Source organism: Robertmurraya sp. FSL R5-0851 (genome assembly GCF_038002965.1).
GTDB lineage: Bacteria > Bacillota > Bacilli > Bacillales > Cytobacillaceae > Robertmurraya_A > Robertmurraya_A beringensis.
Genome location: NZ_JBBOOE010000001.1, coordinates 4,153,302 through 4,172,399, shown reverse-complemented (window position 1 = coordinate 4,172,399; position 19,098 = coordinate 4,153,302). Strand labels below are relative to the sequence as shown.

16 protein-coding genes are annotated in these 19,098 nt (G+C 39.8%); 13 read left to right on the top strand and 3 right to left on the bottom strand.

Annotated features, from left to right (window positions below; genetic code table 11):
- Positions 1 to 11 precede the first annotated feature (11 nt).
- From MKX65_RS21420 to licT, 3 genes are all read left to right on the top strand, one after another.
- Positions 12 to 1,922, top strand: coding sequence for a beta-glucoside-specific PTS transporter subunit IIABC (locus MKX65_RS21420; protein ID WP_340905503.1), 1,911 nt, complete (start codon positions 12 to 14; stop codon positions 1,920 to 1,922).
- A gap of 69 nt (positions 1,923 to 1,991) precedes the next feature.
- Positions 1,992 to 3,413, top strand: coding sequence for a 6-phospho-beta-glucosidase (locus MKX65_RS21415; RefSeq protein WP_340905502.1), 1,422 nt, complete (start codon positions 1,992 to 1,994; stop codon positions 3,411 to 3,413).
- A 129-nt stretch (positions 3,414 to 3,542) separates the two neighbouring features.
- The gene (gene licT, locus MKX65_RS21410; protein ID WP_160549625.1) at positions 3,543 to 4,373 is read left to right on the top strand and encodes a BglG family transcription antiterminator LicT; all 831 of its coding nucleotides are present in this window, start codon (positions 3,543 to 3,545) and stop codon (positions 4,371 to 4,373) included.
- A gap of 119 nt (positions 4,374 to 4,492) precedes the next feature.
- On the opposite strand, the gene MKX65_RS21405 is transcribed toward licT, so the two are convergent.
- Complete coding sequence (locus MKX65_RS21405; RefSeq protein ID WP_340905499.1) at positions 4,493 to 5,407, bottom strand: TIGR03943 family putative permease subunit; 915 nt, start codon at positions 5,405 to 5,407, stop codon at positions 4,493 to 4,495.
- Between the two features lie 12 nt (positions 5,408 to 5,419).
- Entirely contained in the window at positions 5,420 to 6,415 is a 996-nt protein-coding gene (locus MKX65_RS21400; protein ID WP_340905498.1) for a permease, read from the bottom strand.
- Between the two features lie 215 nt (positions 6,416 to 6,630).
- On the opposite strand from MKX65_RS21400, the gene MKX65_RS21395 reads away from it, so the two are divergent.
- The 4 genes from MKX65_RS21395 to MKX65_RS21380 all read left to right on the top strand — a co-directional run bounded on the left by MKX65_RS21395 (position 6,631) and on the right by MKX65_RS21380 (position 11,323).
- Positions 6,631 to 7,050 carry a universal stress protein gene (locus MKX65_RS21395; protein ID WP_160549627.1) on the top strand — a complete coding sequence of 140 codons (420 nt, stop codon included), beginning with the start codon at positions 6,631 to 6,633 and terminating at the stop codon, positions 7,048 to 7,050.
- A gap of 643 nt (positions 7,051 to 7,693) precedes the next feature.
- On the top strand, positions 7,694 to 8,131 hold the full coding sequence (locus MKX65_RS21390; protein WP_160549628.1) for a MarR family transcriptional regulator: 438 nt from the start codon (positions 7,694 to 7,696) through the stop codon (positions 8,129 to 8,131).
- A gap of 228 nt (positions 8,132 to 8,359) precedes the next feature.
- The gene (locus MKX65_RS21385; protein ID WP_340905495.1) at positions 8,360 to 8,758 is read left to right on the top strand and encodes a DoxX family protein; all 399 of its coding nucleotides are present in this window, start codon (positions 8,360 to 8,362) and stop codon (positions 8,756 to 8,758) included.
- A 201-nt stretch (positions 8,759 to 8,959) separates the two neighbouring features.
- Entirely contained in the window at positions 8,960 to 11,323 is a 2,364-nt protein-coding gene (locus MKX65_RS21380) for a putative bifunctional diguanylate cyclase/phosphodiesterase (RefSeq protein WP_340905493.1), read from the top strand.
- A 27-nt stretch (positions 11,324 to 11,350) separates the two neighbouring features.
- Here the strand turns inward: MKX65_RS21380 and MKX65_RS21375 are convergent, their stop codons facing one another.
- Positions 11,351 to 11,632, bottom strand: a complete 282-nt coding sequence (locus tag MKX65_RS21375) for an alpha/beta-type small acid-soluble spore protein (protein ID WP_340905490.1) — start codon at positions 11,630 to 11,632, stop codon at positions 11,351 to 11,353.
- Between the two features lie 113 nt (positions 11,633 to 11,745).
- Here MKX65_RS21375 and MKX65_RS21370 point away from each other — a divergent pair, with 113 nt between their 5' ends.
- The 6 genes from MKX65_RS21370 to MKX65_RS21345 all read left to right on the top strand — a co-directional run bounded on the left by MKX65_RS21370 (position 11,746) and on the right by MKX65_RS21345 (position 19,080).
- Positions 11,746 to 11,973, top strand: coding sequence for a CsbA family protein (locus tag MKX65_RS21370; protein WP_340905488.1), 228 nt, complete (start codon positions 11,746 to 11,748; stop codon positions 11,971 to 11,973).
- A gap of 296 nt (positions 11,974 to 12,269) precedes the next feature.
- The gene (uvrB, locus tag MKX65_RS21365) at positions 12,270 to 14,249 is read left to right on the top strand and encodes an excinuclease ABC subunit UvrB (RefSeq protein WP_340905487.1); all 1,980 of its coding nucleotides are present in this window, start codon (positions 12,270 to 12,272) and stop codon (positions 14,247 to 14,249) included.
- Positions 14,250 to 14,256: 7 nt separating this feature from the next.
- On the top strand, positions 14,257 to 17,136 hold the full coding sequence (gene uvrA / locus MKX65_RS21360; RefSeq protein WP_340905486.1) for an excinuclease ABC subunit UvrA: 2,880 nt from the start codon (positions 14,257 to 14,259) through the stop codon (positions 17,134 to 17,136).
- Between the two features lie 112 nt (positions 17,137 to 17,248).
- The gene (locus MKX65_RS21355; RefSeq protein ID WP_340905485.1) at positions 17,249 to 17,575 is read left to right on the top strand and encodes a hypothetical protein; all 327 of its coding nucleotides are present in this window, start codon (positions 17,249 to 17,251) and stop codon (positions 17,573 to 17,575) included.
- Between the two features lie 20 nt (positions 17,576 to 17,595).
- On the top strand, positions 17,596 to 18,702 hold the full coding sequence (locus MKX65_RS21350) for a DUF4097 domain-containing protein (protein ID WP_340905484.1): 1,107 nt from the start codon (positions 17,596 to 17,598) through the stop codon (positions 18,700 to 18,702).
- Positions 18,703 to 18,717: 15 nt separating this feature from the next.
- Positions 18,718 to 19,080, top strand: coding sequence for a phage holin family protein (locus MKX65_RS21345; RefSeq protein WP_340905483.1), 363 nt, complete (start codon positions 18,718 to 18,720; stop codon positions 19,078 to 19,080).
- Positions 19,081 to 19,098: the final 18 nt, after the last annotated feature.

Sequence of the window (19,098 nt, the reverse complement as noted above, 5' to 3'; positions counted from 1 at the left end):
AAGGGTTAAAAATGAAATACGAGCAATTAGCAAAAGATATTATTGCCAATGTGGGCGGAAAAGAAAACGTTTCCAGTGTAGTCCACTGTATTACCCGTCTACGATTTAAGTTAAAGGATGAAAGCAAAGCAAACACAGAAGTGTTAAAAAATATGGATGATGTTGTTACGGTTATGAAAAGCGGTGGACAATATCAAGTAGTAATCGGAAACCATGTACCAGATGTGTACAAAGCAGTAACTACTGTTGGTGGATTCCAAGGTCAAACGCCTGTTGAAGAAGAGGAAGGTCCAAAAGGATCTCTATTAAGTCGCTTTATTGATATGATTTCAAGCATCTTCACTCCTGTTCTTGGAGTATTAGCAGCAACAGGGATGATCAAAGGATTTAACGCATTATTTGTCGCATTGGGTTTGTTAGATAGTACATCAGGTACGTACCAAATTTTAAACGCAACAGGTGACGCATTGTTTTACTTCCTACCAATCTTCTTAGGTTATACAGCAATCAAGAAATTTGGTGGTAACCCATTCGTAGGGATGGCGATCGGGGCAGCGTTAGTGTATCCAACTTTATCAACACTAACAGCAGGTGAGTCTCTTTATACGTTATTTGCAGGAACCATGTTTGAATCACCAATTTATGTTACATTCTTAGGTATTCCAGTTATTTTAATGTCTTATTCTTCATCTGTTATTCCGATTATTATCTCAGCATTCTTTGCAGCTAAAGTGGAAAAATGGTTAAAGACAGTTATTCCAGATGTAATTAAAGCATTCGTTGTACCAATGTTAACATTATTAATTGTTGTACCACTTACATTTATTGTTATTGGTCCGGTAGCAACATGGGCAGGAAACCTTCTTGGTCAAGGAACTTTAGCGGTGTATAACGTAAGTCCATTGATTGCAGGTCTTTTATTAGGTGGTTTCTGGCAAGTATTCGTTATCTTCGGTCTTCACTGGGGACTAGTACCAATCGCATTCAACAACCTTGCAACACTAGGTTATGACACAATCCTTGCAACTGTATTTGCAGCATCTTTTGCTCAAACGGGTGCAGTTCTAGCAATCTTATTAAAAACAAAGAACCAAAAATTAAAATCTTTAAGTATTCCAGCTTTTATTTCAGGTATTTTTGGTGTAACTGAACCGGCTATTTACGGTATTACACTTCCTTTAAAGAAAGCTTTTATCATGAGCTGTATCGCTGCAGGTATTGGTGGAGCTATTGCAGGTGCTACAAATGTAACGGGTTACATTATTGGTGGTCTTGGGATTTTCGGAATTCCATCATATATTAGCCCTGAAGGAATCGATTTCGGTTTCTATGGTGCAATCATCTCTATCGTAGTAGGTTTCATCGCAGGTTTCGTTCTAACTCTATTATTCGGTGGAATTAACAAAGAACAAAAAGCTACAACTGAAACGACTTCAGCAATTAACGAAGTAGCAGCAACAAAGGTTCAAAATGAAGATGTAGTAAGTCCATTAAATGGGGAAGTAGTAGCATTATCAGACGTAAAAGACGCAGCATTTTCATCTGGTGCATTAGGTTTTGGTGTAGCGATTGAGCCAAGTGAAGGGAAATTAGTTGCTCCAGTAGCAGGAACAGTTTCTGCACTTTTCCCTACAAAGCATGCAATTGGTATTACAACAGATTCAGGTGCCGATCTTTTAATTCACATCGGTATGGATACGGTTCAATTAGAAGGTAAGTTTTTCACCGCTCATGTGTCTCAAGGTGATTATGTAAAGCCAGGTCAATTACTAATTGAGTTTGATATGGAGCAAATTAAAGAAGCTGGAAAGCCGTTAACAACTCCAATAGTAGTAACAAATCATAAAGAATTTGATTTACAACTTGTAGATTCAAAACAAGTGAAAATTGGTGCTCCATTATTTACACTAGATAGTAAGTAAACAACATGTTCAGGAGAAAGGAAAATACGGTTCCTTTCCTCCTGCTGTTTTAAGAGAGGATGGATATTTATGGCTTTTCCAAAAGGATTTTTATGGGGTGGCGCTATTGCCGCAAACCAAGCAGAAGGTGCGTATTTAGCAGATGGAAAGGGTTTAACAACTGTTGATTTAATGCCAACTGGTAAGTTACGTTGGGAAATCTTACTCGGTAATTTACCTTCTTATGAACCGCTTGAAGGTGAATTTTATCCTTCACATGAAGCAATTGATTTTTACAATCGTTACAAAGAGGATATCGCGCTATTTGCAGAAATGGGCTTTAAAGCCTTACGTTTATCCATCTCTTGGGCGAGAATTTTTCCAAATGGAGACGATTTAGTGCCGAACGAAGCGGGACTACAATTTTACGACAATGTATTTGATGAGTTATTAAAATATGGCATTGAGCCAGTTGTAACGATTGCTCACTTCGATGTGCCAGTTAACTTAGTGAAGAATTATGGAAGCTGGAGAAATCGCAAGCTTGTTACATTCTTTGAAACGTATGCAACGACACTTTTTAAAAGATATAAGGACAAAGTAAAGTACTGGATGACATTTAACGAAATCAATATGCTCCTGCACTTGCCATTCGTTGGAGCCGGACTTGTATTTGAAGAAGGTGAAGATAAGAAGCAAGTGAAGTACCAAGCTGCACACCATCAATTGGTTGCGAGTGCTTTGGCTGTAAAGGCAGGTCATGAGATCAATCCAGTAATGAAAATTGGCTGTATGTTAGCAGCGGGTCAAACGTATCCATACTCTTGTAATCCGGATGATGTGTTTGATGCGATGGAAAAAGATCGTGATTCGTTCTTCTTTATTGATGTTCAATCTCGTGGGAAATATCCAGGATATGCAAAGAGATTTTTCAGAGACAATAACTTAAATATTGTGATGGAAGCGGGAGACGAAGAGCTTCTTAAAAATCATACGGTAGATTATCTTGGGTTTAGCTACTACGCAAGCCGTACAACAAGTACAGATCCAGAAATCAACAAGACAACATCTGGAAACGTATTTGGTTCGATTGAAAATCCATATTTAGAGAAGTCTGAATGGGGCTGGACGATTGATCCAAAGGGTTTCCGTATTACAGCAAACCAATTATACGATCGTTATCAAAAACCTCTTTTCGTTGTAGAAAATGGTCTTGGTGCAGTTGATGTTCCAGGGGAAAACGGGGAAGTGAACGACGATTACCGTATTGAATACTTACGTAAGCATGTGTCTGAAATGTCAGAAGCCATTGAAGACGGGGTGGAAATCCTCGGTTATACGAGCTGGGGTCCAATCGACCTTGTGAGTGCTTCAACGGGTGAAATGAAAAAGCGTTATGGCTATATTTATGTGGACAAGGATAATGAAGGAAATGGAACATTGAAGCGTTCGAAGAAGAAGAGCTTTGACTGGTATAAAGAAGTAATTGCTTCAAACGGAGAAAAACTATAAGTAGTTGGGTAAAAGTGGGAAAGCTCGGTGTTAGCTTTCCTTCTTTTGAATGTCTAAAAGATTTTATAACGCGCACTATTTCCATTATAATAACAGTAAGAGAACCATAATAAATTTATAGGTGGTCAAATGAAAATAGCCAAAGTATACAATAACAACGTAATCAGTGCGTTTAACGAAAAAAACGAAGAGTTAGTGGTAATGGGGAGAGGTCTGGCCTTTCAAAAAAAGCCAGGAGATTTTATAGAAGAAGACAAGATTGAGAAGATTTTTGCTCTCAAAAATAACGATATGTCAGAAAAATTTAAAACGCTTTTATATGAAGTTCCGATCGAATACATGGAAGTAACAGAAGATATTATTAAGATTGCCAAAAGTAGACTTGGAAGAAATCTAAACGATAGTATCTATATTTCCTTAACCGATCATATTCATTTTGCGGTAGAGCGAAATGAAAAAGGATACGACATTAAAAATGCGCTTTTATGGGAAATTAAGCGATTTTATAAGCAAGAATTTGTGATTGGGATGGAAGCCTTAAAGATTATTCAGGAGAAGCTTGGAGTTCTTTTACCAGAAGATGAAGCGAGCTTTATCGCGATGCATATCGTGAATGCAGAGCTCAACCAGGAAATGCCGAATGTTGCTAACATCACGAAAGTCATGCAGGACATTTTAAATATTGTGAAATATCATTTTAAAATAGACTTCGACGAGGAATCATTAAATTATTTTCGGTTTATTACACATTTAAAGTTTTTTGCTCAGCGTTTATATACTAAGACGTATATTGAAGATGACGACCCGTTCTTATTTGAAACGGTGCGTGAGAAGCATAAAGCAGCATTTGAATGTACGGAGAAAATTAATGAATATATTGAAAATCAATTTGACTACAGCCTTACGAATAACGAAAAATTATACTTGATTATTCATATACAACGAGTCGTGAACCGTTAATTGCATAATTGAGATCAGGAAACAAACGAAAATATCGTGTTAATCGCCTATGATGAAAAAGATGAATAACATAAAAGGAGGGGAGAATGACTAACTGATGGCATTCTCCCCTCTATTTATTATAAGATTTTTACGTTTAAAGGAAATAGGTACGGTTCAGATGGTTGTTCGATCGTTTTCCAGTTGGTAATTTTGATAAAGGGCATCTCCGTTCCGTTATAGGTTGTTACATCTAGTACACCAGTGGCTTCTACCCATGTATCTTTATCCAGTGTAGCTGCTTCATCAAATTGTGTTAAAAAACCGATAATGCTTGCATCTGCCACACAGTGAGTAATCAAGAAACGGGAGATGACAAGCTGATCTGATTGAAAGCCTTCCTCTTTATAAACGAAGCCTCTTAACGTGATTTCTCTTCCTTTATATGAGGCTACGTCCTTACTAATTTCTTCATAGTTTAAATAATACACATAATCATCCATGTCAATGGGATCACTTTGCTTTAATTTTTGAACAAGAGAATTCATCTCTTCTTGAGTGATTTCGCCATATGGATTCGGAACTACCTCCTCCGTGTCGGAGGGTTGAACCACTTCTTCCTGTGCTGATTCATCAGTTGAAGATGTTTCACTTTTTCCGGTAATCACCGCCATTCCACCTTTTTTCTCTGCGATAGAAGAATCGAGTACTTTAGCTGGTATGGTAAAACCAGTCACAAGAGGAAAGGCGATAATGACGTACGATACCACTTTTTTAAGTGTCATCGGTGTATTTCCATGGTCATGGTTATGATCACAGTCATGATGATGGCTACACTCATGGTCATGATGATGGTGATGAGTCTTTTTCTCCCAAATACGTGTAATTTGGATGAAGAACAAGATTAGGAACAGAACAGACGCGATCTGACTGAGTCCGATGTATTTCGGATTAATAAACATAGTAATCTCACCAGTATAGTGAAATTTAAAAATTAACACCGTGAATAGAAGCAAAATCGCTGCACGTACGGCTTGTTGGGTTTGGAAGACCACCTAAATCCCTCCTTATAAAAAGCTCTGCACGAGCACAGTGGATAGAAATACAGTTGTTGCTACAAAGAACAATACACTAAATACAAATTTTGCACGGAAAACACTTAACATCATAAGTGTGTTTTTTAAATCAATCATCGGTCCGAAAATAAGAAACGCTAGGACAGATGGTGTTGGAAAAATACTATTAAAGGATGAACCGATAAAAGCATCTGCTTCCGAACAAAGAGATAATACATAGGCAAGACCCATCATGACAGCGATGGAGGAAAAAGGTCCATCTCCTGCTTCTAATAAGGATTTTGCTGGCATATACGTTTGTACAGCTGCAGCAAGAAATGCTCCAAAAATTAAAAACTTCGCCATATCGAAAAATTCATCAATGGAGTGGGTAAGCATCGAGAAAAAACGCTGGGTCAAAGGTTCTTTTTTTCTACTTGCAGAGATGGTTTGTGTACTTACAAGTGCCTGCTTAAATTGATGTCCTCGGAAGAAAAAGCTCACTGAAAACGCAACAATAAGAGCAACGGCAAATCCAAGTCCCATTCTCCAACCAGCTATGGACGCGTTATTTCCAAACGCCATATACGTGGAGGCAATTACGATCGGGTTAATAAGTGGTCCCGTTAGCATGAAACCAATGGCTGCATATAGAGGAACCCCTTTTGCAACCAGTCGTCTAACAATCGGTACAATTCCACATTCGCATGCAGGAAACAAGGCACCGACCACACAACTCATGATAATCGCCTTCGTCCTGCTTTGGGGAATCCACCGCTGAATATGTTCTTCGGTTACAAAGATTTGAATCACACCAGCAATCAAAACGCCGATAAGCACAAAAGGAAATGCTTCAATTAATATACTTATAAAAATGGTATTAAGATTTAAAAATGAGGAGGGAAGAACGTCCCCAACGTCTAATTTTAAAGTTAGTAAAAGAAAAGCGGCTGCTAATAAAATCAATCCGGTAATATCAACCAAGTTCGTTCGAACAATTCGATTCATATGTCCCTCCTATGTATTGGTTAAACCGTAACAATTACGTTTTATATTCTACCTTAAACTATATGGGCTTGTACATGGGAATATGTCTCTCTTTTTCAGGAAGACTCAAATGTGAATGAATGAGAGGGTGCGGTGAGGAACATCACTGCGTGAATGGGGCAGTTCACGCATAATTAACATATTAGACTATTTTTTCAAAAGTAGGAGGTCATCGATTGTATAAAAATATCATCCTAGCCACCGACGGATCGGATCATGCAAAAAGAGCAGCTGAAAACGCGATGCATATTGCTAGTTGCAGTCCAGGGTCTTTAGTAGAGATTGTATTTGTCGTTGATGCTGATAAAGTGAAATCTGACGTGCTGAGTCACTGGAACTCAGCCGATTTAGATGGTAAACGCAAGGAACGAATAAGAGAAGTCGAGAAAATGGCCAGAACCTATGAGGTTTCCTACAAGGTCACGATTCTCCAAGGTGATCCAGGGCCGGCGATTGTTGAATATGCAAACAGTCACCATGCGGATATTATTGTGATAGGTAGCAGAGGGTTAAGTGGCTTGCAGGAATTTGTACTAGGTAGTGTGAGTCATAAAGTAGCCAAACGAGCAAACTGTCCGGTGTTAATCGTGAAATGAACATCAAGCATTCCGTATGCTGCCTTCGAAAAATTATTAGACAGTAATCAAACAGGTACTTAGGTGCCCGCGGGCCCTAGAAAAAGCAAGGGAACGGTAACCAAACAGGTACTTAGGTGCCCGTGAGCCCTAGAAAAAGCAAGGGAACGGTAACCAAACAGGTGCTTAGGTGCCCGTGAGCCCTAGAAAAACAAGGGAACGGTAACCAAACAAGTACTTAGGTGCCCGTAAGCCCTAGAAAAACAAGGGAACGGTAACCAAACAGTACTTAGGTGCCCGTGAGCCCTAGAAAAACAAGGGAACGGTAACCAAACAAGTACTTAGGTGCCCGTGAGCCCTAGAAAAGCAAGGGAATGGTAACCAAACAGGTGCTTAGGTGCCCGTGAGCCCTAGAAAAGCAAGGGAATGGTAACCAAACAGATACATAGGTGCCCGTGAGCACTCTGTAAACCTTGAGCGGGTATACAAATGCTAAGATGCTTTAGTCTCATATTTAACAAAACCCATTCATCAACATTTCATCAAGGTAAATTACCACTACAAAAAAACTGATACTTAACCATTGACAATATCTCGAATTCATAATATTATTATCTCATATTCAAGATATTTGAATCAGAGATAAAAGCAAGGAGGTGATCATATGGATAAGATTTGTTCTAACGAACCGTATCTGCTACTCATGCAAACAACAAAAGCGATTCAAGAATGTATAAAGGCAAATGTGGCAAAGCATGATTTAAGCGTGACTGAGTTTTCTGTTCTTGAAGTTTTATACCATCAGGGGACTCAGACGATTCATCAAGTTGGTAGCAGTATTCTTGTGGCTAGCGGGTCAATGACGTATGTAGTTGATAAGCTAGTACAAAAGGGTTTTTTAGAGCGAAATATTTGTCCAGGAGATCGACGAGCTATTCATATTTCTTTATCGGATAAAGGGAGAAAATTAATGGATGTCCTTATTCCGGAGCATCAAGTACTGATTGATTCCATGTTTGCTTCATTAGATCGTCATGAGGTAAACAGTTTAATAGATGTACTAAGAAAAACGAAGATGAAAGTAGAAGAACATTCAAATTAACAAAGGCTGTTTACGTAAAGATTGTCTTTGTTGGAAAAACCCTCCCAAATGCCGGATTTTTCCACGTGTAACGGTGTGTTTATTAATCTATTTGGAGAGTAGCTCTTTTCTAAGGATGAAAAAATTCTGATTGGCTGTTGAAACATATAGTTAATTTCCTAAAAAGTGTATTTATAGCAACAATGTTTTAGAAAAGAGCCTTAACAAACAACTAGGAGGAATTACAACATGTTAGATTTAGGATTATTATTGATTCGTGTCGTTATCGGTTTATTATTCATTGGTCATGGTGCACAAAAATTATTTGGTTGGTTCGGTGGTTACGGACTGAAAGGGACAGGAGGCTGGATGGAGTCACTTGGATTAAAGCCAGGTGTAACAATGGCTCTTCTTGCTGGGTTAGCTGAGTTGGTAGGAGGATTATTCTTTGCTGCTGGATTCTTAACTCCACTTGCAGGCCTACTTATTGCTGCAACTATGGTCATGGCAATTGTAAAAGTTCATGCTGCTAATGGATTATGGTCAACAGCAAACGGATATGAATACAACGTAACATTATTAGTGGTAGCCATTGGTGTTGCATTAACAGGTCCAGGAGCATATGCAATCGACGCATTTATTTTCTAAATTATCTCGATTTTGAGAATCATAAATACAAGATAAAGACCCTCCTCGCAATAGGTGGGTCTTTTATTCATTGACCGGATAAATAATCCTTTTAACCTGCGAAAATAGTAGGATATTAGTGTCGAATCATGGTAAAATGGAGTCCATAGTAGGACGGAATTGAGCAGTCTACTGAATTTTGCTCTGGGATGAGGGGTTACTTTGCTTGGGTCTGCCACATTTTATGTGTTCAATTTAAGCGATGTGTTGATTGCTATCTTCATTTCGATAATATGCTGTACATTAGGGGCAGAATTTTGTCGACGGATGAAGCTAGAAAATTATACGTTTACAAGAAGATTATTATACGCCTTAATGTTAGGGTTTACTTTATGGTTAGCGTTATTATTGGTTTGTTTCTCAATAGATTTACCCTACTCTACAGGGAATATCAATCTATACTTTCAATTAAGTTTTTACTTTTGCTTCATCGGATCTATAATCGCTCTAGGTGTAACAAGACAGCGATTAAATAGCTCCATTCAATACCTATTTGCAGGAATATTCACGACGCTTTGTATTTTAAGTACACTTAGCCTTGGTTTTTATCTTCTATACTCGGACCATCTAGATATAAAGCCTGTTCTTGCAACTATGACTGTGTCTCTAACATTAGCAACGATGTTTTCCTTGCTTCGCTTTCTTATTCAAATAACGAATTCAGATGTTTATCAATTTCTGTCTCGATGGAAGCTTGTTGGTAGTATTCTTGGTGGAGCTGCTTTTGCAGGAATACCTTTTATGGTTGTTGTATCCATGCTGAATCTTGAAGAAATTAGTGTGGGTAATACAAATCCATTGATCATGCTATTACCTTTTACATATAGTGTCATTACAAATCTCGCCTTAATGCTTGTACCTGACTTGTTTGGTGAACGATTATTAATGCGAAACATTCAGTCGTATTTATCCTTATTTAATCATAATCCTGATGCTGTATTTGCGGTGAGCTTGTCAGGGAACATCTTGCATGCGAATAAGGAGGCCTTTGAGCTAACAGGGTATGATCAAAAAGCCATTAAGGGGTTGCATTTCAAAGAGCTTTTAATTTATGACGAAGAGGAAATTAATGGCTATATACAAAGCTTTCGACAAGGGAAAATTCAATCGGTTGAAGTAAAACTTCGACATCGAGATGGCTTTTTTATTGATGTAAGAATTACGCCTGTTCGAATCATCGTGAAAGAGGAACTGATTGGCGTATACGGAGTTGTTCGAGATATCACGGAAAAAACGCAGGCGGAGGAAACGATTCACTACCTGGCCTATCACGATGATTTAACTAGTTTACCGAATAAACGGAAGCTTGAAAAAGTGGCAACAGAGGCGATTGGGGAAAATAAACCTTTTTATCTTTTTTATATTGATTTTGATCGATTTAAACGTATTAATGATACGTTTGGTCATTTTTTCGGTGATAAAATTCTTCAAGAAACGGGGAAAAAGCTTGAGGAGCTCATGCCTAAAAATTGTACGATTGCAAGGCTTGGTGGAGATGAGTTTGCGGTACTTCTTCCTTATCCAGCAAACTATGATGAGATTGCACAGAAAATAATAGAAGGCTTTCGTACCCCGATAGTCCTTGATGGCTTTGATTTCCTGCTTACAGCGAGCATCGGTGTAGCTCATTTTCCAAAAGACGGAGAGTCGATTCTGGATTTATTAAAGGCAGCCGACCTAGCGATGTATCGAGCGAAAAATCAAGGCTCCAATCGATATGTTGTGTATGAGGCGACGATGAAGGAGCAATCACTTAATAAAATCAAGATAGAAAGTGAACTTCGCAGAGATATAGCGAATCGCAAGCTAACGGTGTATTATCAACCGAAATTTGATACCGGTTCAAACCAATTGGTTGGGTCAGAAGCACTCATTCGTTGGGAACATGAAGAGAGCGGATTTATTCCACCAAGTAAGTTTATTCCTATCGCTGAAGAAAGCAATTTAATCATTGATCTTGAGAGATTTGTGATTACGGAAGTATTTGATACGATTGGTGAATGGAAGAGGAAAGGGATGCCGGTTCCAAGAACTTCTATTAATATATCCGTTATTCATTTTTACCAAGAAGACTTTGTTGATTTTATCATTAAAAATTTAGCCGCTTATGAGATCGATGGCAGTGATATCGAGATTGAAATTACCGAAAGTGTTATTATGCGCGGAGAGGAACGAGTTAATCGAAACCTGCTTGCGCTAAGAGAAGTCGGGGTTGAGATCAGTGTGGATGATTTTGGAACAGGGTATAGCTCCTTAAGTTATTTACAAAAGCTATCTGTTGATCGTTTGAAAATTGATCAATCCTTCATCGCTGATTATGAAAGCAATAAAGAAATCATTTCTGCTATCATTTCTATGTCACATAACCTAAATTTAAAGGTGATTGCTGAAGGTGTGGAAACGTCGAATCAAATCGGTTTTCTACAAAACATGAATTGCTTCGAGGTGCAAGGTTATTTCTACTCCCCTCCAGTCGAGCGTTCGAATTATGAAGATATTTTAACGAAATACGGTGCTGCTAGCTAAAAATGCCTCATTTAGAGGCATTTTTTATTAGTCAGCCGATTGATTTCTCATTCTTTCTTGTGCAAGTCGGACCATTTCTTTGACCATATTTCCACCGATTTGACCACCGATCTTGCCTGCTTTATGGGAGGTTAAATTTCCGTTATTACCTCTACTTAGAGGAATCTGCATATCCGCTGCCACTTCGTATTTAACCTGGTCCGGGTTATCCTTAGACACTTCGTATCCCTTTTGTTTCATGACATCTGCTTTTAACGAATCTAATGCCTCTCTAGCCTCTGGAATTAATGGGCGTCTTTTTCTAGCCATATTCGTCATACCCCTTTCATTTTTTCTTAGTATGTACTTTCCTTATGTGAAATACTTGTGCAACCGGGGTTGACCATATATTCTAGAAATATAACAAAGAGGGGTTGAACGAGATGAAATATGTATTGGGTCTTTTTATCCCTGGTGCTCTCGTTATTTTTTTTACAAGAGTTACATACAGCCATGTGATTGGTTTATTGCTTACAGTTGCACTAATAGCTGCATCGGTTTATAAGGGTTATACCGATTCCTTAGCGCTCATTATTGTAGATGCATTATCATTAACGGTTGGGTTTGCGTACTCGAAAACGGTTCGAGAGAGGGCAAAAAAACGATCGTAGGTAGAAGCTTGTCGATGAAATTTTCGACAAGTTTTTTTATGCGCTTTTTACTTATAGAGGGTGTTTGGGTCAATTCAATCAAACGTTTGATTGACCTTTTTTCGACTGAGACTGACAGACTTCATGGAAAAAAAAGAAAAAACATCGAATATTTGTTCGTATATTATTGGTTTGTTTTCCCTGGTTTGTGGTAGAATGATTAATATGAAAATATAGGATATTTGCTCAGCAAGGTCCGTCGCAGCTAGTTACTATAGATGAAATTCTAATTGATGCTTTTAATAGGAGGAGTACTTGTGAAGGACCAATTTGAATTAGTCTCAAAATACTCACCACAAGGAGATCAGCCTGCAGCCATTCAAAGGATTGCTGATGGAATACATAACGGTGAAAAACGTCAAACGTTGCTCGGAGCAACAGGAACTGGAAAAACATTCACGATCTCCAATGTGATTAAAGAAGTGAATAAGCCGACACTGGTGATCGCTCATAATAAAACGCTTGCTGGCCAACTCTATAGTGAGTTTAAGGAGTTTTTTCCGGATAATGCCGTCGAGTATTTTGTTAGCTATTACGATTATTATCAGCCAGAAGCATATGTTCCTTCAACGGATACGTTTATCGAAAAAGATGCTAGCATCAATGACGAAATTGATAAACTTCGTCACTCGGCTACATCCTCATTGTTTGAGAGAAAAGATGTCATCATCATTGCGAGTGTTTCTTGCATCTACGGTCTCGGTTCTCCTGAGGAATATCGAGAGCTTGTGCTGTCACTAAGAACGGGGATGGAAATTGAGCGAAATCAGCTCTTGCATCGCTTAGTAGATATTCAATATGAAAGAAATGATATTAACTTTCAGCGCGGAACATTCCGTGTTCGTGGCGATGTGGTCGAGATTTTCCCGGCTTCACGTGATGAGCATTGCTTGCGTGTGGAGCTATTTGGGGATGAAATTGATCGGATTCGAGAGGTGGATGCATTAACAGGGGAGATTCTTGGAGAAAGAGAACATGTGGCTATTTTCCCGGCATCCCACTTCGTTACACGTGAAGAAAAGCTCCTTGTTGCCATTGAAAATATCGAAAAAGAGCTTGAAGAACGTTTAGCGTACATGCGTGAAAACGGAAAGCTTCTGGAGGCACAGCGATTAGAGCAACGAACACGTTATGATTTAGAAATGATGCGGGAGATGGGGTTCTGTTCGGGAATTGAGAACTACTCCCGCCATCTAACTCTAAGACCTCCTGGGTCAACACCGTATACCTTAATCGATTATTTTCCAGAAGACTTCTTAATTGTCATCGACGAGTCGCATGTTACGCTTCCGCAAGTTCGTGGAATGTTTAACGGCGACCAAGCGCGTAAGCAGGTTCTAGTGGATCATGGGTTCCGTCTGCCATCAGCGATGGATAACCGACCGTTAACATTTACAGAATTTGAGGAGAAGATCAATCAAATTGTGTTTGTTTCCGCAACACCGGGACCATATGAGCTTGAACACACGCCAGAAATGGTTCAACAAATCATTCGTCCCACAGGATTGCTGGATCCAACGATCGATGTTCGTCCGATTGAAGGACAAATTGATGACCTCATCGGCGAAATTCATGAGCGGATTAAGAGGAATGAACGGGTTCTTGTCACAACGTTAACAAAAAAGATGTCCGAGGATTTAACAGATTACTTGAAAGAAATCGGTATCAAGGTACAATATCTACACTCTGAGGTAAAAACACTTGAAAGAATAGAGATCATTCGTGAGCTTCGACTAGGGAAATATGATGTTCTCATAGGGATTAACTTGTTAAGAGAAGGACTGGATATCCCAGAGGTTTCGTTAGTAGCTATTTTGGATGCTGACAAGGAAGGCTTCCTACGTTCAGAACGTTCGTTGATCCAAACCATTGGTCGCGCAGCGCGTAATTCCCGCGGTCATGTCGTTATGTATGCAGATCGAATGACAAACTCGATGGAGCTTGCAATTTCAGAAACGAAACGTCGTCGCGCCATTCAAGAAGAGTACAATGAAAAGCATGGAATCACACCGATGACGATCCAAAAAGATATAAGAGATGCGATTCGTGCCACACATGCGGCTGAGGACGAAGCAGAGTATAAGACAACAGAAAAGCTTACAAAGCTTACGAAAAAAGAGCGTGATAAGCTGATTGAGAATATGGAGAAGGAAATGAAAGAAGCTGCTAAGGCGCTAAACTTCGAGAGAGCGGCAGAGCTTCGCGATTTAATATTAGAGTTGAAAGCGGAAGGATGACGAACCAATGGCAATGGAAAAGCTCATAGTTAAAGGGGCTAGAGCTCATAATTTAAAAAATATCGACGTGACCATTCCGCGAGATAAGCTCGTCGTACTGACAGGACTTTCAGGGTCGGGGAAATCCTCTCTAGCATTCGATACGATTTATGCTGAGGGGCAAAGGCGCTATGTAGAATCATTATCTGCGTACGCAAGACAGTTTTTAGGACAGATGGATAAGCCGGATGTGGATACCATTGAAGGACTTTCCCCTGCTATTTCAATTGATCAGAAGACAACGAGTCGTAATCCTCGTTCGACGGTAGGAACGGTCACGGAGATTTATGATTATTTACGATTATTATATGCGAGAGTAGGCCGACCAACCTGCCCGAATCACGGGATTGAAATTAGCTCACAAACGATCGAGCAAATGGTCGACCGAATTATGGAATATCCTGAACGAACAAAGCTCCAAGTACTGGCCCCGATTGTTGCAGGTCGCAAAGGGACACATGTAAAGGTTTTTGAGGATATTAAAAAGCAGGGCTTTGTTCGCGTTCGTGTGGACGGAGAAATGCTCGATCTTTCAGACGAAATTGAGCTGGAGAAAAACAAGAAGCATACGATAGAAGTGGTAGTTGACCGAATCGTCGTCAAGGAGGGAGTCACTGCCCGTCTCGCTGATTCGCTTGAAACCGCTCTTGGTCTTGGGGAAGGAAAAGTAATTATTGATGTGATCGGCGAAGAGGAGCTATTATTTAGCGAACACCATGCCTGTCCACTATGTGGCTTCTCAATCACGGAGCTTGAACCTCGGATGTTCTCGTTTAACAGTCCGTTCGGAGCCTGTCCTGACTGTGATGGATTAGGATCAAAGCTCGAAGTGGATGTGGACCTTGTTGTTCCGAATAAGGAGTTATCATTAAAACAGCATGCCATCGCACCATGGGAGCCGACAAGCTCTCAGTACTACCCGCAGCTTTTAGAAGCCGTTTGTAACCACTTTGGAATTGATATGGATATTCCTGTGAAGGATATTCCAAAGCATTTATTTGAAAATGTACTATTTGGATCAAAAGAAGATGATATATACTTCCGTTACGAAAATGACTTTGGTCAAATCCGTGAAGGCTATATCCAATTCGAAGGTGTCATTCGAAATGTGGAGCGTCGTTACAAGGAGACAAGCTCTGATTTTATTCGTGAGCAAATGGAAAAGTACATGGCTCAACATCACTGTCCTACTTGTAAAGGTAACCGCTTAAAGAAGGAAACATTAGCGGTGTTAATTAACAACCATCATATCGGTAAAGTGACGTCCTTCTCGATTCAAGAAGCTCATCATTTCTTTGACCATCTCGACTTAACGGAAAAAGAAACAAAAATAGCTAACCTAATTCTGCGTGAAATCAAAGAACGTCTTGGTTTCTTAATCAATGTGGGCCTCGATTATTTAACATTGAACCGTGCGGCAGGAACTTTATCCGGTGGAGAAGCACAACGGATTCGTTTAGCCACACAAATTGGATCGAGATTAACCGGTGTGCTTTACATCCTCGATGAGCCATCAATTGGCCTTCACCAGCGAGACAATGATCGTTTAATTGATACGCTGAAAAATATGCGTGATATTGGGAACACACTGATCGTTGTTGAGCATGATGAAGATACGATGCTTGCTGCGGACTACTTAATTGATGTTGGCCCAGGGGCAGGAGTTCACGGAGGACAAATTGTTTCTGCTGGGACACCTCAGGAGGTTATGGACGATCCAAACTCTATTACCGGTCAGTATTTAGCTGGTAAGAAATTTATTCCATTACCAATTGAGCGAAGAAAAAGTGATGGTCGCTACGTAGAGATTAAGGGCGCAAAGGAAAACAATTTGAACAATGTGAACGTCAAGTTTCCGCTTGGCATGTTCGTCGCGGTAACCGGTGTTTCTGGTTCAGGAAAAAGTACATTGATCAATGAAATTCTTCATAAATCATTAGCTCAAAGGTTAAACCGTGCAAAAACCAAGCCTGGTCAGCATAAAGAAATCAAAGGAATTGAGCATCTGGATAAGGTCATTGATATCGATCAATCACCAATCGGCCGAACTCCAAGATCGAACCCAGCGACTTATACTGGGGTGTTTGACGATGTTCGTGATGTGTTTGCAGCGACTAATGAGGCAAAAGTTCGAGGTTACAAAAAAGGTCGCTTTAGCTTTAACGTCAAAGGTGGCCGATGTGAGGCATGCCGTGGAGATGGAATTATCAAAATTGAAATGCACTTTTTGCCAGATGTATACGTCCCTTGTGAAGTATGTCACGGCAAACGCTACAACCGTGAAACGCTAGAAGTAAAATATAAAGGCAAGAATATTTCCGATGTGCTAGATATGACGGTAGAAGATGCACTCGTTTATTTCGAGAATATCCCGAAAATAAAAAGAAAGCTTCAGACCATCCACGATGTGGGTCTTGGTTATGTTACGCTTGGTCAACCTGCGACCACTTTATCTGGTGGAGAAGCCCAAAGGGTAAAACTTGCGTCTGAGCTTCATCGCCGTTCCACTGGTCGATCGTTCTATATTCTCGATGAGCCGACCACAGGGTTACATGTAGATGATATTTCACGATTGCTTGTCGTACTTCAGCGCCTCGTGGAAAACGGAGATACCGTGTTAGTCATTGAACACAATCTCGATGTCATTAAAGCAGCCGACTATATTATTGACCTCGGGCCGGAGGGTGGCGATAAGGGTGGTACCATTATTGCGATGGGAACCCCGGAACAGGTATCAGAAGTGCCCATATCGTATACAGGGAAATACTTAAAGCCGATTCTCGACCGTGACCGTGAGCGAATGAAGAAGCAAATTCAGCAAAAAGAAGAACAAGTCACTAATGCGTAAAGAGGGGAGCAGTTCCGTATAAGGAATTGCTCCTATTTGTATCACTCTCCTCAAAATTCATGAAACTTTTATTTATTAAGAACGTACATATGAGCAGAGGAGATGAAGGAAAATGAATACAGAGAAAGTGTTGGCTGGACTGAGTGACTTGAGTATCTTTTTTGCTGGTTTTATTTTTCCATTGGTTGTATTTTTAGTTTCTTCTAGTTCTTATGTTAAGCAGCATGCGAAGAAAGCCTTTTTGTCGCATTTGATTCCAATAGTTCCCGTTCCGTTTTTAGTCGGTTCAGCGGTATATCTAGATATGACCAACCAGATAACAGACACAGCACCGATTGCTATCATGATAGGTGCGCTTTTAACAGGATTAATCGCTATCATCGTTACGATTTGGAATCTGGTCAAAGCCATAAAAGTCTTTGCGATTGAAGATTATTGAGCATTGGGGAGGGTATAAACATGAAAGAAGAGAGAAAACGAATCTTGCAGATGGTTGAGGAAGGAAAGCTTAAAGTAGATGAAGCGTTACTGCTATTAGAAGAATTGGAGAAATCCAATACCTCGATGGAAGAAAAGCAACAAAAGTTATACCATGAGCTTTCAACGGTTGTGAATATTGAGGAAGGGAAAAAGTCGTCAGGTTTTTCTTATCAAAAGGCTCAATCTGCCAAAGATAAGATACTAGAGTTTGTTGATGTGGCGTTTAAAAAGATCAAGGATTTTGATCTTGATTGGAATTTTGGTCAATCGGTAGATGTTTCTCATATCTATCAACAAACACATGCAAGAGTTAAGGATATAGATATTGACGTGGCCAATGGTTCGGTGACCCTTATCCCTTGGGATCAATCAGATGTTCGAGTCGAATGTGAAGCAAAGGTGTACCGTGTGGAATCACCAGAAGAAGCGAAAAGCCTCTTTATTAAAGATGTGTTATTTTCGGTCGAAGGGGATAAACTACGTTTCGGAGCACAACAAAAGTGGATGAAGGTGCAGGCAAAGGTATACGTACCTTCTACGGAATTTGAGCATATTCGTATTCGCATGTTTAACGGGCCGATCACAAGCGAAAACCTAGTGGTGGCTTCATTTAAAGCAAAAACAGCAAACGGAAAAGTGGATGTGTCGAACATTAAGGCTTCAAAGACAGAACTAGAAACAGCAAATGGACAAATTACGGTTACGCAAAGTCAAATAGAAGACTTTGAAGCAGAAACGATTAATGGAGCTATCAGAGTGGATGGTTCGTATAAAAAGCTCGACCTCCAATCCTTTAACGGAAATATTGAATGTGAGCTGGCTGGTGACCAAAGTGATGTGGTTGTAGCCAAAGCTACAACAGGCTCCATCAAGGTGAAGGTACCATCTGCATGGGCATTAAGTGGCGAACTAAAGTCCAATCTTGGTGGATTCCAAGTAGACGTTGACGATATTTCCGTTGTAGAAAATAAAAGTGAAGTGGTTCAAAAAATGTTTAGTTTTAAATCTACAAGACCGCTGGATACCTTTACAACGATTTTTGCAGATACAAAGACCGGTTCGGTTTCGTTGAAAAAAGTTAAATAAGAATGGATGATTGCGATGAGATGGCTTATAGGAATTGGAATTAATGCGATTTTATTTATCGCACTGGCAGGCTATTTTGAAAACTCCTTTTATATAGAAGGCTTTGGGGCGGCATTGGCCGCGAGTTTCATATTAGCAATCCTAAATATGCTGGTAAGGCCGATTTTAATCATATTAACTCTGCCGATCACGTTTGTGACGCTTGGTGCATTCTTGTTAGTTATCAATGCATTGACACTTCTGCTCACCGATGAATTGGTCGGTTCTTCCTTTGAAATTGACGGATTCTGGATGGCCTTCTTCATCGCACTCATCATGTCGATCGTAAATGTCATCCTTCAAAAGACCGTTTTTTCTAGAAAAAAGGAAAATAACTAAGTTTCCACCCTCCTTTTG